The sequence below is a fragment of the Allobacillus saliphilus genome (genome assembly GCF_018138385.1).
Lineage (GTDB): Bacteria > Bacillota > Bacilli > Bacillales > Alkalibacillaceae > Allobacillus > Allobacillus saliphilus.
Map to the genome: position 1 here is coordinate 34,439 of NZ_JAGSIE010000006.1, position 23,380 is coordinate 57,818.

The window sequence follows — 23,380 nt, forward strand, 5'->3', positions numbered from 1 at the left end:
CAATGAAGTTGGCCATGTCACGTGGAGAAAAAACCAGCAATATTTCTACCGCTGAAGCGAAAGACCAATTTGCTCAACAATTAAAAAACGCAATTAATCATGTAAATGATTTACAAACAAAATCAGATGTAAAAACGAATCAACTAATCCGTGGCGAAGATGTAGACTTACACGATGTGATGATTACAGCACAAAAAGCAGGGGTCACTCTACAAGCAGCCACAGAAATTCAAAACAAAGTGATTGAGGCATACAGAGAAGTTATGCGAATGCAAATTTAATCTTATAATCTAGTAAAAGTCTAAGTAAAGTCGATCCAGAATAGATAGAGAGATTTATGGAAGTTGGGGGACAAAAATGAATCAATCCATTCAACGCTTTCGTGAAAAGTTGACCGAGAGATGGAAAAGTAGTTCAAAATCACAAAAAACATGGCTGATTGGTGGACTATCGGTATTTATACTTCTCATCATCATACTTACATACTTTATGACATCAACAAAAATGACGCCTTTATATAGCAATTTGTCACATCAAGAAGTCGGTCAATTAAAAGCAGAATTAGACGAGCGCGGTATTACATACGAATTGACAGATGGCGGGACATCGATCCTTGTTCCAGAAGAACAATCCGACTCGTTGTTAGTAGATTTTGCCTCAAAGGGCATCCCAAATAGCGGAAATATCGATTACTCGTTTTTTTCCGAAAATGTTTCTTGGGGTATGACTGATGAAGAGCGACAAATCATTGAAGTCGATGCCTTACAAACTGAATTAGCAAGCTTGATTGAGAATATTGACGGGATTAACCAGGCGAAAGTCCTGATCAATCGCGCAAATAAAACGATATTCGTCGGAGAGAAAATGCAGGATTCATCTGCATCAATCGTGTTGGAGACCGACTTTGGCTATAATTTTTCAGAAAGCCAAGTAAGAGGGTTATATCATCTAGTATCCAAAGCTGTTCCAAATCTCCCTACAGATAATATCGTCATCATGGACCAAAACTTTAACTATTTAGATATAAATAATTCAACAAATGGTTACGGAAATACATATGTGCAGAATCAGGAAGTTAAAGAGCAGGTAGAAAAAGACATTCAACGTCGTGTCCAACGTCTACTCGGAACAATGGTAGGTCAAGACAAAGTTGTCGTATCAGTAACGACAGATATTGATTTCACCCAAGAAAACCGAATCGAAGAGTTAGTCGAACCGGTAGATCTTGAAAATATGGAAGGTTTACCTGTGAGCGTTGACCGGATCACAGAAACATATACAGGTAATGATGGATTCCCTTTAGTTGAGGGAGATACAGATATTCCTGAACTCCAGGGAGTTGAGGAAGGCGAAGGACAATCAGAATATGAAATGGTTCGGGAAACGATTAACAACGAATTTAACCGAATTCAAAAAGAGATTGTTGAGAGTCCTTATGAAGTACGTGATATTGGTATACAAGTAGCTGTTGATAATTCTACGATCGAAAATGGTGAAACGGTTACATTGACAGCAGCAGAGCAGGCTGCAGTTGAAGAAGATATTCAATCCATTCTTTCTTCGATTGTGAACACATCGATATCCGCGGATGTCGAGATCGAGGAGCCATTAAATAATATTTCTGTCGTATTTCAGGAGTTTTCAAGACAAGGAAGTTTAGAATCTCCAAAAACCGGCATTCCAACATGGTTATATATTGTCGGTGGTATTTTGATTATTGCTATTCTATTACTTTTATTCTTACTATTCCGCAATAAAAATGAAGAGGAAGTTGTGGAGGAAGTATATCAAGAAGAAATTCCAGATCTTGAAGATTTCAAGATCGAAGAGAAACAAACAGAATCAACAGCCAAAAGAAAGCAGCTTGAACAGCTCGCAAAAGAGCAACCAGATGAATTCGCTAAATTATTAAGAAGCTGGATTTCAGAGGATTAGGGGGAGTCTGTATTGGTAACGCAGAAAAAAGAGTTGACCGGTAAGCAAAAAGCTGCTGCATTGCTGATCTCCATGGGTCCAGATATTTCCGCACAAGTATATAAGCACTTAACTGAAGAGGAAATTGAGCAGCTTACATTAGAAATTTCATCCGTCAAAAAAGTAGACCCAGCACAGAAAGAGGAGATTTTGGATCAATTTCACCAAATCGCTCTTGCACAAAATTATATTTCACAAGGTGGAATTGGTTATGCAAAAACCGTTTTGGAGAAGGCGTTGGGAGAAAATGAAGCTTCCAAAATCCTATCACGGTTAACAACTAATTTACAGGTTCGACCATTTGATTTTGCTAGACGAGCGGATCCAACTCAAATTTACAATTTTATTCAACATGAACACCCGCAAACGATCGCTCTCGTGTTGTCTTATTTGGAATCAGAGCAAGCTTCTCAAATTTTATCGGAATTGCCCGAGGACAAGCAAGCAGATATTGCACGACGGATTGCAATTATGGATTCAACGGCGCCTGAGATTATTGAAGAGGTTGAACAGTTACTTGAAAAGAACTTATCATCCACTGTTACACAAGATTACACTGAAACAGGTGGTGTTGAATCAATCGTCCAAATATTAAATGGTGTCGATCGATCAACGGAGCGTACGATTTTAGATGAATTAGAAATCCGCGATCCTGAATTGGCAGAAGAAATCAAAACACGGATGTTTGTGTTTGAAGATATTGTCACTTTAGACAATCGAGCCATTCAACGTGTCATTCGAGATGTAGAGAATCAGGATTTAATCATGTCCTTGAAAGTAGCTAGTGAAGAAGTGAAAGACCTCGTATTTCAGAATATGTCTCAACGAATGTCCGAAACGATTCGAGATGAGATCGAATATATGGGTCCTGTTCGTTTGAAGGATGTTGAAGAAGCGCAAATGCGAATTGTAGGTACGATCCGAAGACTAGAGGATATGGGCGAAATAGTCATTGCTCGAGGCGGGGGAGATGACATCATTGTCTAATGTTTTTCGTTATCCGTCAAATAAACAACTTACAGGAAGGCCGATTCATATCGGTACGTTTCAGGAACCAACACGTGATACAAACGCAGAAAACGAATTAACTTACGAAGATCAAATCAAACAAAAAAAAGTTTCTGCAGAAGAGATTGTCGAACAAGCGAAACAACAAGCCGAACAATTAATAGACCAGGCCAAGCAGGAAGCAGAACGACTATATGTAGAAGCGAAAACTTCTATCCAGCATGCACATCAAGAAGCAAAACAAACGGGTTACGAAGAGGGGAAAAAGGAAGGTCTTGGACAAGCGAAGGAACAATATCAGTCGCTAATTGACCAGGCAAACGATGTTGTTAGACAAACGAAAGCTTCATACCTTAAAAAGCTTTCTGATGCAGAAGAAGACTTAGTAACGTTATCCGTAGAAATTGCTGAGAAAATTATTCATGAAACATTTGAATTGAACGAAGACCGCTTTATTCAGCTTGTGAAGCAAACAGTCAATGAAGTATCTGATCAACCAGAAGTACATGTTTATGTACACCCGAAAACTTATCAACTCGTCATAAATCAACAGGAAGAGTTGGAAAGGATTTTATCAGGTAAGGGACAGCTCAGTGTTTTCTCAAATGAAGAACTTTCAGCTTATGCTTGCTTGATCGAATCTCCTTTTGGAAAAATCGATGCTAGTGTTGATAAACAATTAAGTAAGGTGAAAGAGAAATTGTTGCAGCTAGTGAAGGAGAGTCAACAGCGTGGAAGTTAAGCGATTCGTTGAGGCACTACATAAAATTGATCCGATTGTACGATATGGAAAAGTATACCGAAATGTAGGTTTGTTAATTGAATCCAAAGGCCCTGCAGTTAATATTGGAGAGGTTTGTTATATTCATTCTGCAACGAATGAAAAAGAGCCAATATTAGCCGAAGTTGTCGGTTTCCAAAACGAACATGTGTTATTGATGCCATATGAACAAACAAACCAGATTGGTCCAGGAAGTTTAGTAGAATCCTTTAATCGGTCACTGACAGTAAAGGTTGGAGAAGGACTGATCGGCCAAGTGCTGGATGGTTTAGGTAACCCATTAGATGGATCTAATTTACCAAGTGATTTTATTCCTTATGAAACAGAACAAGAACCGCTTAACCCACTGGCTAGACCACCAATCGATGAAGTATTATCGACTGGAATTAAAGCGATCGACACGTGTATGACAGTTGGTAGGGGGCAACGTTTAGGAATTTTTGCTGGCAGTGGAGTTGGTAAAAGCACGCTGCTCGGGATGTTAGCACGTAATAGTGATGCTGACATTAACGTATTTGCCCTTCTCGGAGAACGCGGCAGAGAAGTGAGAGAGTTTATTGAGCAAGAATTAGGACCAGAAGGGTTGGCTAAATCTATTGTCGTTGTTGCAACCTCCGACCAGCCGGCTTTACAACGAATCCGGGGGGCATATACAGCAACAGCAATTAGTGAATACTTTAGGGACCAAGGATATGATGTCAATTTAATGATGGACTCGTTAACTAGGATTGCAATGGCTCAACGGGAAGTCGGATTGGCTAGTGGTGAACCACCAACGACAAAAGGATATCCACCGAGTGTATTTGCCTTGTTACCTAAGTTATTGGAAAGAACAGGAACTGGTGAAACTGGAAGCATTACCGCTTTTTACACTGTATTGGTTGACGGTGATGATATGGATGAACCGATTGCTGATGCGGTTAGAGGTTTGTTAGACGGACACTTGGTTTTGGATCGTCGACTCGCTGAGCAAGGTCAATATCCAGCAATTAACGTTCTTAAGTCAGTCAGTCGTCTCATTCAAAAAATCGCAGGAGATGAACATCTTGAATTGGCTAAAAAGTTACGTTCCCTGTTAGCTACATATGAGGAAAATAAAGAGCTGATACAAATTGGCGCATATAAAAAAGGGTCTTCTGCAAAGGTAGATGAAGCAATCTATTACTATCCAGAAATTATGTCTTTTCTTGAACAAAACATAAATGAAGACAGCAATCTTACACAATCACTGAGCGAACTTAGCCAAATCTTGAAAGGTTGATGATCATGAACACAATACATTCGATTGAAAAGATTTGCCATATTCGCGAAAAAGAAGTGAACGAAGCTCAAGCGCAGTATCAACGAGCAATCGATTATTTTGAAGAACAAGCGACACAGCTTTTCCAGTTGCTAAAAAAGAAAGAAACGCTCCAAGAACAATTTGACAATCGACTTAAAGAACGAGTAACGGTTACATACATACACACAATGCATGATTCGATTCAACGGATTGAAACAGAAGAGAAAGCACTCCAAACAAAAGTGCACCAGGCACGAGTCAACATGGAACAAAAAGAACAACAATTGAAAGAAGCCCATCTTGAAATGAAAAAGATTGAAAAGCTCTTTCAACTAAAAAAAGAAGAATTAAAAGAGTTTGCAAAGAAAAAAGAAGCTGACTTCATGGATGAAATTTCTGTGCAACAATACTTCCGTACGAGATAGGTGATGTTATGGCTAAGAATGCCAAAGAAGGTAAAAAGACAAGTAAGCTGCAATGGATTCTATTTGTAATTGTCATTCCAATTATCTTCGCCATTGCAATGTTATTGATCGTATTGTCTGTAATGGGAATCAATCCAATCAATCAACTGAAAGAAGCACCAGTTGTTTCTTCTTTCGTAGATTCAAAAGATGAAGAAATCCTGCAGTCCCAATTGGAAGAAATACAGAAAGAGAATAATAACAAGAACACACAAATTGAAAACCTACAAAGTCAAGTTAGTCAAAAAGAAGCTAAGATTGAAAAACTAGAAAACGAGATTGCTGATTTGAATGTTGAATTGGAACGTAGAGAAGAAACGCTATTGACTGAAGAAGAAGCAATCAAAAAAATGTCCAATTCATTCTCAGGAATTGAACCAAAAATTGCAGCTGAGATTATTGTAGAGATGGAAGAACAAGTTGCATTGAAGCTACTTGAGCAAATGAGCGATGAAGAACGCGGTAAAGTATTAGGAGCAATGAAACCGGAACAGGCAGCAAGCTATACGGACTCACTGATTGAACGTAAAAGTGCAGAATAACTTAACTACTAAAAGTTGATTGATACAACTCAACGCTTTGAAAGGGGGTGAAAAAATGAATAGCGCAATGATGCTACAAGCCATGCCACAAGTTAATCAGTTGATGGGCAGGGCTACTGGCAAATCACTGTTGTCAAATAAAGAAGGAGATTTTGCCAAGTTGCTTCAAGGAATCGCTGGAAAAGTAACTGTAGAAGAAGGTATGGAGCTTTCCGAAGAAGGTTCAATGGCAGAACTAGAAACGATGTTAAAAAAACTGTTAGGGCTGCTTTCCTCTGATGAAGAACTGGAATCCGAACTATCTGATTGGTTACAAACGTTTACCGATTCAATGAACATTTCCGAAGAAGATCTTGATGGTTTACTAGAGGGTTCATCCGTCTCATCGATTGATCAAGTCGGTTTGGTGTTAACTGAGCTGTATCGTTCGCTCACGTCACATAGTCAAGCTTCAATCGAATCCGCTAAAGGATTGGAAGCGTTGTTGCCACAATCGTCCAGTGGAATGAATGGTCTGAAAAATTTAATGGAAAATGTTTTATTCCAATTGGTTCAACAAAGAAATCAACAACTCCAATCAACCGAACAAAGTAACCAACAGACCCGAGTAACGTCGAACGTATGGCAGCAACTCATCTCAGGTGAGCAAGTTAATCAAACGCAGACTACAACGGATTTTGCGAAGGAATTGATGCGTTTATCAAGTAATACCGATTCTGACAAACCGGTTATGAATTGGGCACATGCCATTACAGGAAAGCTTTCAAAGCCAGCAGCTCACATGCCATTAGACCCTGTTGAGCAATTAGGCAATTTAATGAGGAATGTCAATTCGAACAGTGCACAATTGGTTAAGCAAAGTCTCCCGCTTCAAGGAAATTCGCAACAAATGATGAATCAAATTGAGCAAATGATCCTATCAACGCGATTTGCAAAACCGGGTGGTACAACGCAACTAACGGTGCAACTGAATCCAATGGAGCTCGGTGAAATGATTCTCCGCTTTGTGAAGCAAGATGGAGAAATGACCGTTAAAATAACCGTCATGAGTCAGATGGCAAAAGAAATGGTAGACAAAAATTTACATCAATTAAGACACTTATTCTCACCTCACCAGGTTGTTGTTGAACGTCAAATCGACGTGCCAAATGAAACAAATTTAGCTAACTTCAAAGAAAAACAAGAGGAACAGGAAGAACAATCATCTAAACAACAAGAAAATGCAAGACAATTAGACGAAGAAGATGGTGATGTAACTTTCCAAGATTATTTATTTGCTGAGGAGGTGTAGAAGATGAAAATTGATAAAAGTCTTTATTTGGCGAATCAAACAGCGAATCAAACAAAACAATCCGATTTAGGAAAAGATGAATTTTTAAAATTATTGATGGCCCAGTTAAAACACCAAGATCCATTAGACCCTATGGATGACAAGCAGTTTATCTCTCAAATGGCTACGTTTTCACAGTTGGAACAAAGCATTAACATGTCAGAAACAATGAAAACGTTGGCAAATCAGCAAAGTCAATCAAATTTCTTAGCCTATTCGAACCTAATCAACAAGGAGATTACATACGCGGTGTATGATTCAACAGGTGAATATACAGGGCAAGAAACAGGTCGGGTACAATCAGTGTCATTTACCGGAAATGATGTGGTGTTAAAACTAGCCAATGAAGATCGAATTGCAGCAAGTCAAGTAATGGAAATTACCCAGGCGACCAACGAGGTGATTGCAGATGGCGAATAGTAGAATTAATACCATTCATTATCCGACAATTCCACCACAATCGAAGCAAGTGCAACAAAAGAAAGCAGTTCAACAATCTTTCCAATCCATCTTGGAAAGTCAGACAGCTGAACTCAAAGTGAGTAAACATGCACAAAAACGATTGAATGAACGGAATATTCATATTACGCCGTCACAGTGGAATGAAATTCACGAAAAAATGCTAGATGCAAAACAAAAAGGTGTAACCGATTCTGTCATCGTGATGAAGGAAGCTGTTTTAGTTGCGAGTACAAAGAATCATACGATTATTACAGCACTTGATCAAAGTAACGAAGCGGATCAATTGATTACCAATATTAATGGGACGATTATTATGCCTAATTAGCGGCTGGACCGAAAGGAAGCCCTAGAATTGCTGAACGAAAGAAGCAATTCGACTAGTAAACTTAAAATCGGAAGGAAGAGATGTAAATGTTACGTTCAATGTATACAGGTATCTCAGGAATGAAAGGTTTTCAAACGAAATTAGATGTAGTTTCTAACAATATTGCCAATGTAAATACGTTCGGATTTAAGAAAGGACGTTACACGTTTTCAGATTTAATGAGTCAAACGATGCAAGGTGCAACAGGTCCTATTCAAAATGCAGCAGGCAACCCAACATTAGGTGGACGTAACCCAATGCAAGTCGGATTAGGAACAACTACAGGAAGTATTGATAATATCCATACACAAGGTAACCGTCAGACGACGAACAGACCATTAGATTTAGCAATCGAAGGTGATGGGATGTTTGCGACTGCCGAGTCTGTCGATGGGGATGATAATCTTGCGACGGATGCTGATGACCTTAGCTTTACAAGAGCAGGTAATTTTTATTTTGATGACAACGGTCATATTGTAACGAGTGGCGGCAGATATTTAGTAGGGCGTACACCAAACGCAGCAAATGATGGTGTCACAAATCAAATTGGACGTATTCAATTACCGGACGATGCTCAAAGCTTCAGTATCGGTGGAGATGGAACGGTCAATTATGTGGATGGAGATGGACAACCAGCTGTAGCCGGCCAAATCTTGCTTGCTAACTTCTCCAATCCAGAAGGTTTAAATAAAGTTGGAAGTAATTCCTATAAAATCTCCAACAATGCTGGTGAATTAAACGGCGGAATCGTTGATTATCTATACGTTCCTGGGGAAGGTGGAGCTGGTAGTCTTTTTGCCGGTGCACTTGAAATGTCAAACGTCGACCTTTCAGAAGAATTTACCGAAATGATAACAGCTCAGCGTGGATTCCAAGCGAATACACGTGTCATTACAACAAGTGATGAAATTCTACAAGAGCTTGTTAATCTGAAACGATAAAGGAGGCATGGGGCTGGGACAAAACTCTTAAAGTTGACTCAGATACGAACATTTTAATTTAGTAATGCGGAAATACCCGCTTCGGAAATATACTACGCTAAATTAGATTATCATTCGTGTTTCTGAGTTTATAACTTTGATTTGTCCCAGATTTGTCCCAGCCCCTTACCTAAATATGATCGAATTAACCAGACTAAACGGTGATGAATTTGTTTTGAATGCATTATATGTAGAAAAAATAGAAGCACTGCCTGACACAACAATCAGCTTAATTAATGGGAAAAAGCATTTTGTGAAAGAGACGGTCTCTGAAGTCATTCAATTAATCACTGACTATTATCGACAAATCGGATTAATTGATCTACATAAAAAGGTGGTGGAGAAAAATGAGTAAACCAATCAAAATCATGATTACAATACTCATTTCGTTGACGATCATTGGAATAGCAACCATTGTTATTCTCGTTTACGGTGATCAAGGCTCTGTTTCATCGGAGGAACGAACGATTGATGACATGGTCGAGAATTCGTTTACGACCGGAGACATACGGACGGATTTATCAGACGACAACTTCTTATTAATTCAATTTCGTATCGTTACCGATCATGAAGATGCAGCTGAATTTCTACAAAAAGGTGAGCACTTTCAGTTAAACAATGTCATTTTAAAAGAACTAACTGTCCTGAAAGAAGAAAATTTTAGAAGTGGACTCAGTGAAGTTGAACAACAATTAAAGAAACGTCTTAATCAAATAGAAGGATTGAAGGACCATGGAAAGGTAACCGATATTTTTACAATCGATAAAGTTCTTCAATAGTAGAAAGACCCAATAATGGGGGTGAGAAATATGGCCGATGATGTATTATCTCAAGGCGAAATTGATGCCTTACTCACTGCGTTATCCAGTGGAGAAATGGATGCAGATGAATTAAGAGCAGATGAAACAGAAGATAAAAAAATAAAAGTCTATGATTTTAAGCGAGCATTGAGATTTTCGAAAGATCAAATTAGGGGGCTAACACGAATACATGAAAACTTTGCCAGGTTACTGACATCGTTTTTCTCAGGGCATCTACGCTCTTACGTATCGATTCAAGTAGCGTCCGTCGACCAGGTGCCTTATGAAGAGTTCATCCGCTCTGTCCCGTCTAAAACAATTTTAAACGTCTTCTCTGCGGAACCATTAGAAGGACGGTTACTTTTCGAAGTGAATCCGAACATCGCCTATGCGATATTAGACCGAATGCTAGGTGGTTCAGGCTCTAGTTTAAATAAAGTAGAAACACTAACAGAAATTGAAACAAAAATAATGTCCAGAACATTTGGGTCAGCAATGGAATCTTTAGAAGAAGCTTGGGAATCGATGGTTTCCATTGATGTGGAAATGGAAGATTTCGAAGTGAACCCGCAATTTTTACAAATCGTGTCACCAAATGAAACGGTAATTGTCATTTCGCTAAACACAATGATTGGAGAAAGTTCTGGAATGATGAACATTTGCATTCCTCACATTTTATTAGAACCAATTATTTCTAAGTTGTCTGTGCATTATTGGATGGAAAACCAAGCTCATAAAGGAAATGAAGAAGATTATCATTTACTTCAAGAAAATATTTCAAACGTCTCTGTTGATGTCAAAACGAATTTAGGGGAGACATCCGTTACCATTGAAGACTTTTTGCATTTGCAGACTGACGATGTAATCAAGCTCAATCAATCGATCCATGAGCCATTAAAGTTTTATGTTGATGAAGAACCGAAATTTTATGTTCGTCCAGGCAAGAAAAATAATCACTTAGCCGTTCAGGTCATCAGTGATATGGAGGAGGAAAACGATGGATAATCATAAAAGTGATATGCTCACACAAGAAGAAATAGATGCGCTACTGAATGGCGACTCGTCCGATGACCAAACGGATGAACGTTTTGATCAACAAAATCAGCAATCAACCGAGTCAATGAATGAATCGAAACCTTCACTCGAAGATGTGCTCACTTCCATGGAAGTAGACGCAATCGGTGAGTTAGGGAACATATCTTTTGGTAGTTCAGCGACAACTTTGTCAACTCTATTGAATCATAAAGTAGAGATTACAACACCAGTTGTTACCGCTGTACATGTTGATCAACTTGCCGGTGAATTTCCGATTCCCCATGTTGCTGTGAGCGTAGATTACACATCTGGCTTCACAGGGTCAAATTTGTTAGTTATTAAACATGAAGATGCTGCAGTAATTGCTGACCTCATGTTAGGAGGCGATGGCTCCTCTCCTTCTAGCGATTTAGACGAATTGCATTTAAGTGCTATTCAAGAAGCAATGAATCAAATGATGGGTTCTGCTGCAACAAGTATGTCATCTATTTTCGACGAGCAGGTTGATATTTCACCACCGAAGCCAATTATGCTAGATGTTATGACAGGTGATGGCTTAGAATATTTACCAGATGAGCCTGTGTTGATCAAAGTATCTTTCCAGCTGAAAGTAGAAAACCTAATCGACTCTAGTATCATGCAACTGTTGCCGATTCAATTCGTCAAAGATAGTGTGGAACGTTTATTGAATGGAAGTTCAAAAGAAAAAGAGGAATCGAATCAACAAACTTTTGAGAAGGAGGAAGGTGAAAAAGCTGTGAAAAATTATTCAGAGGAAGAGCCTGAACCAAATCAGCACACCAATGATAGTTCATATCAGAAACCTTTCATCAACAATGTTGAATCCGCTCAATTTAGTGAGTTTGGCTCTTCAGAAAAGTCAAACCCGACTGAGCGTCGTAACCTAGACTTATTAATGGATATTCCACTGAATGTTTCCGTTGAACTTGGACGCACGCGTAAGCCTATTCGAGATATTCTCGATCTTAGCACAGGTTCAATTGTTGAATTGGACAAGCTTGCAGGAGAACCGGTTGATATTCTAGTAAACAGTAAATTGATTGCAAAAGGTGAAGTCGTTGTCATCGAAGAAAATTTTGGTGTTCGGGTCACTGATATATTGAGTCAAGCTGAACGAATACAAAAGTTACGTTAGAAAAACATCTAAAAATATAAAATGAATAAGGGAGAAATCTATTATGGCGAAAAAGATATTAATCGTAGATGACGCAGCATTCATGCGTATGATGATCAAAGATATTTTAGTGAAAAACGGTTTTGAAGTTGTTGGAGAAGCGCAAGACGGTGTTGAGGCAGTTGAGAAATATGCAGAACTACAACCAGATCTTGTGACGCTTGATATTACGATGCCTGAGAAAGATGGTTTAACTGCTTTAAAGGAAATATTAAGTGCAGACAGTGATGCGAAAGTAATTATGTGTTCAGCAATGGGGCAACAATCAATGGTGATCGACGCCATTCAGGCAGGAGCAAAGGACTTTATTGTCAAGCCTTTCCAGGCGGACCGCGTGCTCGAAGCGATCAACAAGGTGTTAAGTTAATTGATAGATTGCTGTATGAAAGAACATCATGAATGTACACAACGGTTTGAAAGAAATCTATGAAAACATTTTACGGTTAGGGTCGATGAAGATGAAACAAAAAATAGCCATTGGGGTACTTCTATTCTTTTTAATCATTCCATTTGGTTCAGTATCTGCTTCACCAAGTGGAGAAGGAAATGTTTCCGATCTTTTTGATGAAGAGGAAACGAATCAACAAGAAGAACCTGTACAAGAAAATAATAACGACAATGAAGACTCCGCTGGTAAGCAAGTGGCTGCATCTGATCGCTCTTTGTTTTTGGATTTCTTAAAAATGATTGTCGCGCTTGTCGTTGTGTTAGGTTTAATCTATTTTCTACTAAAATTTTTACAGAAACGAACACGAATCTATCAGCAGACACGTTCACTGGAAAACTTCGGCGGTTTATCCCTCGGTTCAAATAAATCTATTCAAATTGTGCGTGTTGGGAATGATTATTATTTAATTGGTGTCGGGGATAACATCCAATTACTCGATAAAATTGATTCGCCAGAAACGATTGATAGTTTGGAATCAAGTGGGACTACGTCCAATCAAGCCATTCAGTTTCAAGATTTATTGAAAAGGTTTACTCAGAGAGATCAAAATCCTTATCAAAAGACGGACATAAAAAATGACTTTCAATCTGAATTGAGTCAAATGAAAAAGAATCGTAGTGAATTGCTGAAAGGAAGCGAAATGAAGGAGGATCAACGTCATGACTGATGCCGTCAACCTATTGACAGAAAATGATCCACAAGCAGCTTCGTCAGCCATTCAACTACTGTTATTATTATTGGCGATAACCATTCTTCCGAGTATCTTAATTTTAATGACTAGCTTCACTCGTATTATTATTGTTTTGTCGTTTGTTAGAACATCATTGGCGACGCAACAAATGCCACCGAATCAGGTGCTCATTGGTTTAGCTTTATTTTTAACATTCTTTATCATGGCACCGACGTTTAATGAAGTGAATGAGGAAGCATTACAACCTCTATTCAATGAAGAAATAACATTAGACGAGGCTTATGAAGCGGCAAGCTTACCTTTTAAAGAGTTTATGGCAAAGCATACAAGGCAAAAAGATCTTGCGTTATTCATGGATTATAGCGGAGAAGAAAGCCCAGAGACCCTAGCTGATATCTCTTTGACGACATTAGTACCTGCCTTTGCGATTAGCGAATTGAAGACAGCCTTTCAAATGGGTTTTATGATTTTTATTCCGTTCTTGGTCATCGATATGGCTGTTGCTAGTGTGTTGATGTCAATGGGAATGATGATGCTACCACCCGTTATGATTTCATTGCCATTTAAAATCTTGTTGTTTGTAATTGTCGATGGCTGGAACTTAATTGGTCATTCAATATTGGAAAGTTTTACATAGGAAGTAGGGCATTAAATGAGTGCAGATACAGTAATAGCATTAGCGGAACAAGGTGTCTATACATTATTGATTGTTGTTGGCCCTTTAATGATTTTAGCGCTAACCGTCGGACTTCTCGTCAGTATCTTTCAAGCGACGACACAGATTCAAGAACAAACGTTGGCATTTATTCCTAAAATGATTGCCGTATTTATTGGGGTCGTTTTTTTCGGTCCTTGGATGCTTCAGCGTATGATTGAATTTACAATCAACATATTCAATAACATCCCTAACGTGGTCGGTTAATATGGATGAGTTTATCGATCTTGCGAGAATGCCAGGGTTGCTATTAATTGTTGCTCGTTTGGCTGGTTTTTTTATGATGACACCGTTTTTTTCTTATCGAAATATTCCAATGCCTGTTCGTATTGGTTTAGTCATGTTTCTGGCTTGGATTATGTATTTCACTATAGAAATACCGGTGTTTTTCTTGAATGGACAGTTCTTTCTTTTGCTGGTGAAGGAAGTTACCGTCGGATTAATGATTGGTTTATTGGCTTACATCATCTTATCTGCCATTCAAATAGCAGGTGGCTTCATCGATTTCCAAATGGGGTTTGCCATTGCTAACATTGTCGATCCGCAAACCGGAGCTCAGAGCCCGATTATTGGTCAATATTTATATATTTTCGCCTTGTTGTTTTTAGTTGCTACGAATGCGCATCACTTACTAATTGATGGGATTTTTTATAGTTATGAATTCATTGGATTTTATGACATGATTCCCATTGGCAATCAATCTTTTCCGGTTTTTATTATAGACAGTTTCGCTCATATGTTTATGCTTGCGTTTCAAATGTCAATTCCAGTTGTTGGGTCTTTGTTTTTGGTAGATATCGCTTTAGGTATGATTGCTAGAACTGTGCCTCAAGTAAACGTGTTTGTCGTTGGATTACCACTTAAAATATTTGTCGCATTTGTAATGATTCTTATCTTTTTGGCATTCTATGTCATGTTGCTTCGTGGATTGTTTGAAACGATGTTCCAGATGATGAGACAACTCATGCAGTTAATGGGAGGCGCTTAATTTTGGAATTACTACGATTGGACCTTCAGTTCTTCAATCAAGAAAAAACGGAAAAAGCGACACCTAAAAAGCGCCAAGATTCACGTAATAAGGGGCAAGTTGCAAAAAGTCAGGATATTAATTCGGCAATCTTATTGTTTTTTGTCTTTCTATTTTTGCTTGTCTTTGGGTCGGTTATGGGTGAAGTCTTTACAGGGATGTATACATATAGCTTTACGGAATTCATCCATTGGGAAGTAACCGCAGCTACTACCGAGCAAGTGTTTTTTCAAATGACAATGGAAGCTGTCAAGGTCGTTTTACCTGTGATGGTTGTTGCAGTAATCGCAGCACTTTTATCGAATTACATACAATTCGGGTTGTTGTTTTCGGGTGAGCCACTGAAGTTCGATCTGAAGAAAATAGATCCAATTAAAGGATTTAAGCGAATCTTTTCTGTTCGAGCACTTGTTGAATTTTTGAAATCATTATTGAAAATCGTATCCATCGGCGGTGTATGTTTTGCAGTACTTTGGCTTCAAAAAGATGAACTTATGCTCCTATCTTTGAAAACGGTGAGTGAATCGATTGCATTTTTTGCTCAATTGACGATTCAAATGGGCATTGCCGCTTCTCTCATGTTGATGTTTTTATCGGTCTTCGATTACTTATATCAACGGTATGATCACGAAAAGAACATAAAAATGTCCAAGCAGGATGTGAAAGATGAATATAAGAAAATGGAAGGGGACCCGCTGATTAAATCACGAATCAGGGATACCCAAAGACAGATGGCTCAACAGCGGATGATGAGCGAAGTGCCGACTGCAGATGTCATCATTACAAACCCTACTCATTTTTCCATCGCACTAAAATATGATGAAGAAAAATCAGATGCTCCGTTAGTCGTTGCGAAAGGAGCAGACTATGTCGCCTTTAGAATTAGAGAAATTGCAGAAGCAAATGGTGTCATGCGAATTGAAAACCGAAGTTTGGCAAGAGGACTATATGCGTCTGTAGAGATTGGAGACTCCATACCCGAGGAGTTTTATCAAGCAGTTGCCGAAGTATTGGCTTATGTCTATAAGCTACAACGAAAAGTGTAACTGGAAAGAGGTTTTTCTGAATGTCCATAAAAGATCTATCCGTTTTATTCGGCGTTATTATGATCATTATCATGCTAGTGATTCCTTTACCGGGTTCATTATTAAGCATACTCATTTTGATCAATATTTCGTTGGCTTTGATCGTCATCTTAGTTGCCATGAATGTAAAAGAAGCGTTGGAATTCTCTGTATTTCCCTCACTCTTATTGCTTTTGACATTATTTCGATTAGGCCTCAACGTTTCTACCACTCGTTCCATTTTATCTGAAGCAGACGCGGGTGGTGTTGTCGATACATTTGGTAACTTCGTGACTGGTGGTAATCCGTTAGTCGGTTTTGTTGTCTTTCTTATTCTTGTCGTCATACAATTTATCGTCATTACGAAAGGAGCAGAACGTGTTTCCGAAGTCGCTGCGCGTTTCACGTTAGATGCGATGCCTGGTAAGCAGATGAGTATTGACGCCGACTTGAATGCAGGCTTGATTACCGAACAACAAGCTAAAGATCGCCGTGAAAAAATTGAAGACGAAGCGGACTTTTACGGGGCAATGGACGGTGCCAGTAAGTTCGTTAAAGGTGACGCGATTGCCGGAATTGTCATCGTTCTGATCAATATTATTTTTGGATTTATTATCGGAATGACCCAATTCGGTTTGAGTGCCGGGGAAACGGTAGATGTTTTCCTGCGATTGACTGTCGGTGATGGATTGGTCTCTCAGATTCCTGCTCTATTAATCGCAACCGGAACAGGAATCATTGTGACACGTGTAGCAGCCAAAGGAAATCTTTCTTTTGACGTCACGAGTCAATTATTCCGCTTTCCAAAGTTACTCTATATCGCAGCAGGAACGATTTTTATGCTCGGGTTAACTCCGATTAATTTTGCTTTGACAACAGTAATTTCCGGTATGCTTGCTTTTGGTGGATTTTACTTGAGTCGTGCTGAGGAAAATGCTGCTGAGCCTTTAGAGGAAGTCGATGAAACAGAAGAGCGTGCACAAGAAATGGCAGCACCGGAGAATGTCGTTCAGTTATTGAATACAGATCCAATTGAATTTGAGTTTGGGTATGCACTTATTCCGATTGCCGATCAAAACCAAGGAGGAGACCTACTTGATCGCGTTGTTATGATTCGTAGACAACTAGCATTAGAGCTTGGACTCGTCATTCCGGTCGTCAGAATTCGCGACAATATTCAGTTGAATCCGAATGAATATCAACTGAAGATCAAAGGGAATGAGGTTGCTCGAGGTGAATTGTATATTAACCATTATTTAGCGATGAGCCCGGACTTAGAGGATGATGGCATTGACGGTATAGAAACGAATGAGCCTGCTTTTGGGTTGCCAGCTAAATGGATTACCGAGGAAATGAAAGAAGAGGCTGAATTACTCGGATATACCGTCGTCGACCCACCATCTGTTGTTTCAACACATTTAACAGAAGTTATTAAACGACATGCACATGAATTGATTGGACGCGAGGAAACAAGACAGTTAATCGATCACTTAAAAGAAACACATCCGATTTTAGTGGAAGAAATAACACCAGAACCATTGTCAGTTGGTGAAATTCAAAAGGTGCTCGCTAAGTTGTTAAGTGAGCAAATTTCCATTCGTAACTTACCGATTATCTTTGAAACATTGGCGGATTATTCAAAAATGACGAGTGATACGGATCTACTGACAGAATATTGTCGCCAAGCGTTATCTGTACAAATTACCAATCAATATGCACAGAATCAATTTTTAAAGGTTGTTACATTGTCCCCTCAAGTTGAAAAAATGGTTGCAGAAGGAATTCAACAAACAGAGCATGGCAATTTCATAACAATGGATCCAGAAAATCAACAAAAACTAATCGAAGCAGTCCACCAGGAGTTCACACAAGCGTATTTCCAAGATACGGCACCGATTGTTTTGTGTTCTCCTGCTGTTCGAATGTATGTCAAACAAATTATCGGAAGAGCTTTACCGGAAGCTGTCGTATTATCCTATAACGAATTGGAGCCGACTGTTGAAGTGGAAAGCAGTGGGGTGGTGAATGTTCAATGAAGGTAAAAAAATTTATTGCACCGACAATGCCTGAAGCTATGAATCAAGTGAAAAAGGAATTAGGCGAATCAGCGATTATTCTTGATTCCCGGGAGATTAAAACAAGTCGTTTTTTTGGATTATTCGGGAAGAGGAATATAGAAGTATTGGCAGCCGTAGATCCACAGCCAACACGGAATCGTAATGCTGTTCGAAGTAAGAAGGAAACGGCTAATCATGCAACGAAGCGATCAAACCACGTGAAAAGCGTTCAGAAGACAAAAACTTCGGAAGAAAAAGTGTCTGCTCGCTTATCCTTGTCGAATGAATATCCACATCCTGTCGAGAGTACACTTCAACGGCTGAGGCAAAATGGAATCGATGAAGATACACGCGCAAATGTGCTTCAAACACTGCTTTCAACGTATTATAAAAAAGATGAAGAAATGACAGAATCAGAATTACTAGATGTGACAAAAGAGTTTTTTAAAAAAGAGATGTCTCCATATATTCAAGGAACTGCAAAACAATCCAAGCATTTATATATTCTCGGTCCAACAGGTGTTGGTAAAACAACGACCATAGCCAAAATGGCCGCTAACGATAAAATGAAATACTCGAAAGACATTGCATTTATTACGTTGGATACATACCGAATAGCTGCAATCGAGCAGTTGAAAACGTATGCGAAAATCTTAGATATTCCAATTGAAGTTGCTTACAATGCAGAAGATTTAGAAGCAGCCAAAGATAAATTCGAAGATAAAGACCTCATCTATATTGATACAGCCGGTCGGAACTATATGAAGAATGAATATATCCATCAACTAAAGGACATGGCCAAATTTAAAGAGCAGGATCAGCTGATTTGCGTGCTTTCGCTTACTTCAAAAGAAGACGATATGAACATGATCTACCATCAGTTTTCTGAATTACCCGTTGATACAGTCATTTTTACGAAAGCTGATGAAACTTCAACTTATGGCCAGATTTTTAATTTATGGAAAAAACATCGCTTTGATATTCTGGCTCTGACAAACGGACAAGATGTGCCGAACGACCTTTTGGATGTAGATGAAGAGGTACTTGCTCGTATAATGGTCGGTGAGAAGCTATGGTAAATGACCAAGCATCGAAACTACGGGACCTGATGAGTAACCAAACCCAAGAAAATCGTCGACAAGCAAAAGCGATTGCTATATTCAGTGGTAAAGGTGGCGTGGGTAAGTCTAATTTTGCTGTTAATTTTGGGCTTTGCCTCGCTAACCGGCGCAAGAAAGTGTTACTGATTGACTTAGATATCGGTATGGGGAATATTGATATTTTACTAGGTACTAGTCCTGACTATTCGATGGTAGAAATGCTAGAGAATAAAATGAGTATGTTTGATATAATTGAATCAAGATCTGAATACTTTTCTTTCATCGCAGCAGGTACTAGTCTCACTCGTATTTTCGAGTTAAATAGTACGGAAAGGACACATTTTATTCAGCAGCTTCAAGAGGTCATATCCTTTTTTGATTATATTTTATTAGATTTAGGAGCAGGAATGACGAAAAATCACTTAGCTTTTTTAGAAGCGGCTGATGAATCAATTGTTATCACAACACCTGAACCTACTGCAATTACCGATAGTTACGCTGCAATGAAGCATTTGTTAATCGAATCAGACAATCAATCTATTCATTTATCTTTACTCATCAATCGGGCAACAAAGAATACCGAAGGATGGCAAGTGTATCAGCGACTTGGTGAAGTAACTAAGAATTTCTTAAACTATCAACTTCGTTTTGCTGGTAGCTTGCCGGAGGATCCTGCAGTGACAGAGTCCGTTAAAAGGCAAGTACCGTTTATAGAGTCTTTTCCAAAATCTCCAATCGCAAAACAACTGGATAAACTCGTCACTCAATATGAACAGCTTGAATCAAAGGAACCCAAGCAATCTAGAACGTTTATGGAAAAAATCAAAATGATCCTTTCTCGTTAAGCGCGTTCTAGGTCATCTTCTTTCAAGATGATTAAGTACCACAATTGTTATACGAACCGTCCCGGTTTTAAATGATTTAAGTATACATGTTAACTCCTTTTTCTGCAGAAACGAAATCACTACAACGAAAGAAAGGATGCTCTGCATGAAACGATACAAAGTACTCATTGTAGACGATTCAGCATTCATGAGAAAAGTGATTTCTGATATCGTTCAACAGTCAGAACAATTAGAAGTGGTTGGAACAGCTAGAGATGGAATTGATGGATTAGCAAAATTAAATCAACTGAAACCCGACGTTGTCACGCTAGATGTTGAAATGCCTAAAATGAATGGCTTAGAAACATTAGAACGAATTATGGAGAGTCATCCAATTCCAGTTGTCATGTTATCTAGCACAACAAAAGTTGGAGCAAAAGAAACCGTGGAAGCTCTTCGAATTGGAGCGGTTGACTTTATTTCCAAGCCTTCTGGAGCCATCTCTTTAGATATACATAAAATAGCAACAGAGATAACTAAAAAAATCATTCAAGCAGCAGAAACATCCGTTACACAGCAGCATCAACATTTAGGGAATATGTTCGATATAAATAGTAATGAATATCTTCCACGATTTACACATAAACAAACGGTTGTTTGTATCGGTGTATCAACAGGTGGTCCAAAAGCTTTACAACATATCACCTCTCAGTTACCAGAGAATTTTCAAGCACCAGTAGTCATCGTCCAACATATGCCTGCGAGGTTTACAAAATCGCTTGCTGAACGATTAGATGAACTATCGTCTATTAAAGTTAGAGAAGCAATCAACGGTGAAATATTACGTAATGGTGTTGTTTATATTGCTCCTGGAGATTTTCATCTTCAGCTCAAACAGCTCAATCGTTCACTAGCAATTAATATTAATAAAGAAGATCCGGAAAAAGGTCATAGACCGTCCGTTAATAAGTTATTTATGTCAGCTTCGACATTAAGAAACATAAATAAAATTGCAGTTATACTCACGGGTATGGGGAATGACGGTACGGATGGAGCTAAGGAACTGAAACGAGTTGATCCGGACAGTGTAGTCATTGCTGAATCCCAAAAAACCGCGTTAATCTATGGAATGCCAAAATCCATTGTTGAGAATATAAGTGGTTGTTTGATCAGACGACTAGATGAGATCGCTTCAACACTTGTGGAATTGGTGGACGAATAGGGAGGAACATGAATGGAAACCAATCAGTATTTAGGTATATTTATCGATGAAAGTAACGAAAATTTACAAAAAGTGAACGATGGATTGCTTGATTTAGAAAAAGACCCAACGAATATGGAGCATATCGAAGTCATTTTTCGTGCGGCTCACACATTAAAAGGTATGTCAGCAACCATGGGCTACGAAGATTTAACTACATTGACACACCAAATGGAGGATGTACTAGATTTAGTTAGGAATAGTGAACTGGCTGTATCAGCTAAATTATTGGATATTCTTTTGAATGCTGTTGAGAAGCTTGAAGAGATGGTTGGTGATATTTCGGCTGGTGGTGATGGGAAATCTACCATACAACCAATTTTAAATCAGCTTAAAGCGATCGATAAAAGTGAAGAAATTACGAACGAAATGGTGACGTCAAATGAAGATGGGATTAATGGTGAACTCACACTCGATTCATTTGAAGAAACGGTGATTAACCAAGCAAATTCTGAAGGATTACATACTTACCATTTAACGATTCAGCTGACGGATGATTGTTTGTTGAAGGCGGCCCGAGTTTATATGGTTTTTGAAATCTTGGAAAAAGAAGGCGAAGTGATTAAGTCCGTCCCTTCAGTAGAAACACTAGAGAGCGAAGAATTTGATCATCAGTTTGACGTTGTTTTTGTGACTTCGGTAGAAGAGAAAGAATTAAATGACAAAATTATGAAGGTATCTGAAATTAAGCAGGTAAGCATTCAGCCGATTAAGAGCCTAGATAATCATGAGGATACCGACAACAAGGAAGTGAATCAAACACCAAGTAAGCAAGCGAGCATGGAAGTCCAAAACAATTCTAAATCGCAACGCAAACAGTCAGCGAACAAAACAATTCGTGTGAATATCGATCGGTTGGATGCGTTGATGAATTTATTTGAGGAGCTAGTAATTGATAGAGGTAGATTGGAACAAATTGCTTTTGAAATGGAACATGGTGATTTAACAGAAACTGTCGGTCGAATGAGTAGGATATCTAGCGATCTTCAAAGCATCATTTTAACTATGCGCATGGTGCCAATTGAGCAAGTTTTCAATCGTTTTCCACGAATGGTCCGCCAATTGACACGTGAGTTGAACAAAGATATTCAATTAGATATTGAAGGTGCTGAAACAGAACTTGATCGAACGGTGATCGATGAAATTGGAGATCCTTTAGTCCATTTAATTCGAAATTCATTGGATCACGGAATCGAAATGCCCGAAGTCCGAGAAAAGAACGGTAAAAATCGTCAAGGACATGTACTGTTAAAGGCTTATCATAGTGGTAATCATGTTTATGTAGAAATCTCTGATGATGGACAAGGGATTAATCGAGAAAAAGTGTTGAATAAAGCGCTTGAAAATCAAGTGGTAACACCAGAACAAGCGAATCAACTTTCCGACCGACAAATCGATGAGTTGATTTTAGCTAGTGGGTTTTCAACCGCTGATGAGGTTTCTGATCTATCTGGTCGAGGTGTAGGACTGGATGTTGTGAAAAACACAATCGAGTCATTGGGTGGAACAATAGAAATCACATCAGAAGAAGGCGAGGGCACAACGTTTACAATTCAACTTCCGCTAACGTTATCAATTATTTCAGTCATGTTAAGCACGATTGGTAGTGAAACGTATGCAGTTCCATTATCTACAATCATTGAAACAGCAATGATTAAACAAGAAGAGATTGTTACCATTCAAGGACAACAAATGATGCACTTCAGAGAATCAGTCATCCCTCTTATCTTTTTACGTGAAGTACTCAATGTACCAGATTCGAACAATGCGTCAGATAAAGAATCAGTTATCATTGTTCGAAAAGGGGAGCAAGTGGCCGGTTTAGTGGTCGATTCACTAATTGGTCAGCAAGAGGTTGTTTTGAAAAATCTAGGAAACTATTTAAATAGCATATTTGCCATTTCAGGTGCGACAATACTCGGCGATGGAGAAGTTGCGTTAATCATAGATACACATTCACTAATTAAATAAGGAGG

26 protein-coding genes are annotated in these 23,380 nt (G+C 38.7%); all 26 read left to right on the forward strand.

Annotated elements, in window-relative coordinates; genetic code table 11:
• Positions 1–2 precede the first annotated feature (2 nt).
• The 26 genes from fliE to KC820_RS01965 all read left to right on the forward strand — a co-directional run bounded on the left by fliE (position 3) and on the right by KC820_RS01965 (position 23,375).
• Positions 3–281 carry a flagellar hook-basal body complex protein FliE gene (gene fliE, locus KC820_RS01840; RefSeq protein ID WP_212367609.1) on the forward strand — a complete coding sequence of 93 codons (279 nt, stop codon included), beginning with the start codon at positions 3–5 and terminating at the stop codon, positions 279–281.
• A gap of 76 nt (positions 282–357) precedes the next feature.
• Positions 358–1,935 carry a flagellar basal-body MS-ring/collar protein FliF gene (gene fliF, locus KC820_RS01845; protein WP_212367472.1) on the forward strand — a complete coding sequence of 526 codons (1,578 nt, stop codon included), beginning with the start codon at positions 358–360 and terminating at the stop codon, positions 1,933–1,935.
• A gap of 12 nt (positions 1,936–1,947) precedes the next feature.
• The gene (gene fliG / locus KC820_RS01850) at positions 1,948–2,961 is read left to right on the forward strand and encodes a flagellar motor switch protein FliG (RefSeq protein WP_212367474.1); all 1,014 of its coding nucleotides are present in this window, start codon (positions 1,948–1,950) and stop codon (positions 2,959–2,961) included.
• Positions 2,954–3,724 (forward strand): flagellar assembly protein FliH, encoded by a 771-nt coding sequence (gene fliH, locus KC820_RS01855; RefSeq protein ID WP_212367477.1) that lies wholly within the window; start codon positions 2,954–2,956, stop codon positions 3,722–3,724. The genes fliG and fliH overlap by 8 nt, the downstream gene beginning before the upstream one ends.
• Positions 3,714–5,024, forward strand: a complete 1,311-nt coding sequence (fliI, locus tag KC820_RS01860) for a flagellar protein export ATPase FliI (RefSeq protein ID WP_212367479.1) — start codon at positions 3,714–3,716, stop codon at positions 5,022–5,024. The genes fliH and fliI overlap by 11 nt, the downstream gene beginning before the upstream one ends.
• Positions 5,025–5,029: 5 nt before the next feature.
• Entirely contained in the window at positions 5,030–5,470 is a 441-nt protein-coding gene (gene fliJ / locus KC820_RS01865; protein WP_212367481.1) for a flagellar export protein FliJ, read from the forward strand.
• Between the two features lie 8 nt (positions 5,471–5,478).
• Positions 5,479–6,051 carry a MotE family protein gene (locus tag KC820_RS01870; protein ID WP_212367483.1) on the forward strand — a complete coding sequence of 191 codons (573 nt, stop codon included), beginning with the start codon at positions 5,479–5,481 and terminating at the stop codon, positions 6,049–6,051.
• Positions 6,052–6,106: 55 nt separating this feature from the next.
• Positions 6,107–7,342, forward strand: a complete 1,236-nt coding sequence (locus KC820_RS01875; RefSeq protein WP_212367485.1) for a flagellar hook-length control protein FliK — start codon at positions 6,107–6,109, stop codon at positions 7,340–7,342.
• A gap of 3 nt (positions 7,343–7,345) precedes the next feature.
• Positions 7,346–7,801 (forward strand): flagellar hook assembly protein FlgD, encoded by a 456-nt coding sequence (gene flgD, locus KC820_RS01880; protein WP_212367487.1) that lies wholly within the window; start codon positions 7,346–7,348, stop codon positions 7,799–7,801.
• A complete protein-coding gene (locus KC820_RS01885; RefSeq protein WP_212367490.1) occupies positions 7,791–8,168 on the forward strand; it encodes a TIGR02530 family flagellar biosynthesis protein in 378 nt (125 codons plus the stop codon). The genes flgD and KC820_RS01885 overlap by 11 nt, the downstream gene beginning before the upstream one ends.
• Before the next feature lie 86 nt (positions 8,169–8,254).
• Complete coding sequence (flgG, locus tag KC820_RS01890; RefSeq protein ID WP_212367492.1) at positions 8,255–9,148, forward strand: flagellar basal body rod protein FlgG; 894 nt, start codon at positions 8,255–8,257, stop codon at positions 9,146–9,148.
• A gap of 175 nt (positions 9,149–9,323) precedes the next feature.
• On the forward strand, positions 9,324–9,542 hold the full coding sequence (locus KC820_RS01895; protein WP_212367494.1) for a flagellar FlbD family protein: 219 nt from the start codon (positions 9,324–9,326) through the stop codon (positions 9,540–9,542).
• Positions 9,535–9,966, forward strand: a complete 432-nt coding sequence (locus KC820_RS01900) for a flagellar basal body-associated FliL family protein (protein WP_212367495.1) — start codon at positions 9,535–9,537, stop codon at positions 9,964–9,966. Before KC820_RS01895 ends, KC820_RS01900 begins: the two co-directional genes overlap by 8 nt.
• A gap of 30 nt (positions 9,967–9,996) precedes the next feature.
• Entirely contained in the window at positions 9,997–10,992 is a 996-nt protein-coding gene (gene fliM / locus KC820_RS01905) for a flagellar motor switch protein FliM (protein ID WP_212367496.1), read from the forward strand.
• Positions 10,985–12,178, forward strand: coding sequence for a flagellar motor switch phosphatase FliY (gene fliY, locus KC820_RS01910; protein ID WP_212367497.1), 1,194 nt, complete (start codon positions 10,985–10,987; stop codon positions 12,176–12,178). Before fliM ends, fliY begins: the two co-directional genes overlap by 8 nt.
• 43 nt (positions 12,179–12,221) lie before the next feature.
• Positions 12,222–12,584 (forward strand): response regulator, encoded by a 363-nt coding sequence (locus tag KC820_RS01915; protein WP_144087749.1) that lies wholly within the window; start codon positions 12,222–12,224, stop codon positions 12,582–12,584.
• A 28-nt stretch (positions 12,585–12,612) separates the two neighbouring features.
• On the forward strand, positions 12,613–13,332 hold the full coding sequence (locus KC820_RS01920) for a flagellar biosynthetic protein FliO (RefSeq protein ID WP_212367498.1): 720 nt from the start codon (positions 12,613–12,615) through the stop codon (positions 13,330–13,332).
• Positions 13,325–13,993 (forward strand): flagellar type III secretion system pore protein FliP, encoded by a 669-nt coding sequence (gene fliP, locus KC820_RS01925; RefSeq protein ID WP_212367499.1) that lies wholly within the window; start codon positions 13,325–13,327, stop codon positions 13,991–13,993. Before KC820_RS01920 ends, fliP begins: the two co-directional genes overlap by 8 nt.
• Before the next feature lie 15 nt (positions 13,994–14,008).
• Positions 14,009–14,278: a flagellar biosynthesis protein FliQ gene (gene fliQ, locus KC820_RS01930; RefSeq protein WP_212367500.1), complete on the forward strand. Its 270-nt coding sequence runs from the start codon at positions 14,009–14,011 to the stop codon at positions 14,276–14,278.
• A 1-nt stretch (position 14,279) separates the two neighbouring features.
• The gene (gene fliR, locus KC820_RS01935; protein ID WP_212367502.1) at positions 14,280–15,059 is read left to right on the forward strand and encodes a flagellar biosynthetic protein FliR; all 780 of its coding nucleotides are present in this window, start codon (positions 14,280–14,282) and stop codon (positions 15,057–15,059) included.
• Positions 15,060–15,061: 2 nt separating this feature from the next.
• Entirely contained in the window at positions 15,062–16,144 is a 1,083-nt protein-coding gene (gene flhB, locus KC820_RS01940) for a flagellar biosynthesis protein FlhB (RefSeq protein ID WP_212367504.1), read from the forward strand.
• 20 nt (positions 16,145–16,164) lie between these two features.
• Entirely contained in the window at positions 16,165–18,198 is a 2,034-nt protein-coding gene (gene flhA / locus KC820_RS01945; protein ID WP_212367505.1) for a flagellar biosynthesis protein FlhA, read from the forward strand.
• Positions 18,195–19,298, forward strand: a complete 1,104-nt coding sequence (gene flhF / locus KC820_RS01950) for a flagellar biosynthesis GTPase FlhF (protein WP_212367506.1) — start codon at positions 18,195–18,197, stop codon at positions 19,296–19,298. The genes flhA and flhF overlap by 4 nt, the downstream gene beginning before the upstream one ends.
• A 29-nt stretch (positions 19,299–19,327) precedes the next feature.
• On the forward strand, positions 19,328–20,164 hold the full coding sequence (locus KC820_RS01955) for a MinD/ParA family protein (protein WP_212367507.1): 837 nt from the start codon (positions 19,328–19,330) through the stop codon (positions 20,162–20,164).
• Between the two features lie 145 nt (positions 20,165–20,309).
• Complete coding sequence (locus KC820_RS01960; protein WP_212367508.1) at positions 20,310–21,365, forward strand: protein-glutamate methylesterase/protein-glutamine glutaminase; 1,056 nt, start codon at positions 20,310–20,312, stop codon at positions 21,363–21,365.
• 12 nt (positions 21,366–21,377) lie between these two features.
• Positions 21,378–23,375, forward strand: a complete 1,998-nt coding sequence (locus KC820_RS01965) for a chemotaxis protein CheA (protein WP_212367509.1) — start codon at positions 21,378–21,380, stop codon at positions 23,373–23,375.
• The last annotated feature ends 5 nt before the right edge of the window (positions 23,376–23,380 follow it).

What these genes read in the sequence shown, in the direction of transcription:
- fliJ (WP_212367481.1), top strand. Translation starts at nt 5,030, where the DNA reads ATGAACACAATACATTCGATTGAAAAGATTTGCCATATTCGCGAAAAA.
- flhF (WP_212367506.1), top strand. Translation starts at nt 18,195, where the DNA reads ATGAAGGTAAAAAAATTTATTGCACCGACAATGCCTGAAGCTATGAAT.
- fliQ (WP_212367500.1), top strand. Translation starts at nt 14,009, where the DNA reads ATGAGTGCAGATACAGTAATAGCATTAGCGGAACAAGGTGTCTATACA.
- fliM (WP_212367496.1), top strand. Translation starts at nt 9,997, where the DNA reads ATGGCCGATGATGTATTATCTCAAGGCGAAATTGATGCCTTACTCACT.
- KC820_RS01965 (WP_212367509.1), top strand. Translation starts at nt 21,378, where the DNA reads ATGGAAACCAATCAGTATTTAGGTATATTTATCGATGAAAGTAACGAA.
- flgG (WP_212367492.1), top strand. Translation starts at nt 8,255, where the DNA reads ATGTTACGTTCAATGTATACAGGTATCTCAGGAATGAAAGGTTTTCAA.
- KC820_RS01960 (WP_212367508.1), top strand. Translation starts at nt 20,310, where the DNA reads ATGAAACGATACAAAGTACTCATTGTAGACGATTCAGCATTCATGAGA.
- fliP (WP_212367499.1), top strand. Translation starts at nt 13,325, where the DNA reads ATGACTGATGCCGTCAACCTATTGACAGAAAATGATCCACAAGCAGCT.
- KC820_RS01895 (WP_212367494.1), top strand. Translation starts at nt 9,324, where the DNA reads ATGATCGAATTAACCAGACTAAACGGTGATGAATTTGTTTTGAATGCA.
- KC820_RS01885 (WP_212367490.1), top strand. Translation starts at nt 7,791, where the DNA reads ATGGCGAATAGTAGAATTAATACCATTCATTATCCGACAATTCCACCA.
- fliF (WP_212367472.1), top strand. Translation starts at nt 358, where the DNA reads ATGAATCAATCCATTCAACGCTTTCGTGAAAAGTTGACCGAGAGATGG.
- KC820_RS01875 (WP_212367485.1), top strand. Translation starts at nt 6,107, where the DNA reads ATGAATAGCGCAATGATGCTACAAGCCATGCCACAAGTTAATCAGTTG.
- KC820_RS01920 (WP_212367498.1), top strand. Translation starts at nt 12,613, where the DNA reads ATGAATGTACACAACGGTTTGAAAGAAATCTATGAAAACATTTTACGG.
- fliE (WP_212367609.1), top strand. Translation starts at nt 3, where the DNA reads ATGAAGTTGGCCATGTCACGTGGAGAAAAAACCAGCAATATTTCTACC.
- KC820_RS01900 (WP_212367495.1), top strand. Translation starts at nt 9,535, where the DNA reads ATGAGTAAACCAATCAAAATCATGATTACAATACTCATTTCGTTGACG.
- KC820_RS01915 (WP_144087749.1), top strand. Translation starts at nt 12,222, where the DNA reads ATGGCGAAAAAGATATTAATCGTAGATGACGCAGCATTCATGCGTATG.
- flgD (WP_212367487.1), top strand. Translation starts at nt 7,346, where the DNA reads ATGAAAATTGATAAAAGTCTTTATTTGGCGAATCAAACAGCGAATCAA.
- flhA (WP_212367505.1), top strand. Translation starts at nt 16,165, where the DNA reads ATGTCCATAAAAGATCTATCCGTTTTATTCGGCGTTATTATGATCATT.
- fliY (WP_212367497.1), top strand. Translation starts at nt 10,985, where the DNA reads ATGGATAATCATAAAAGTGATATGCTCACACAAGAAGAAATAGATGCG.
- fliR (WP_212367502.1), top strand. Translation starts at nt 14,280, where the DNA reads ATGGATGAGTTTATCGATCTTGCGAGAATGCCAGGGTTGCTATTAATT.
- KC820_RS01955 (WP_212367507.1), top strand. Translation starts at nt 19,328, where the DNA reads ATGAGTAACCAAACCCAAGAAAATCGTCGACAAGCAAAAGCGATTGCT.
- KC820_RS01870 (WP_212367483.1), top strand. Translation starts at nt 5,479, where the DNA reads ATGGCTAAGAATGCCAAAGAAGGTAAAAAGACAAGTAAGCTGCAATGG.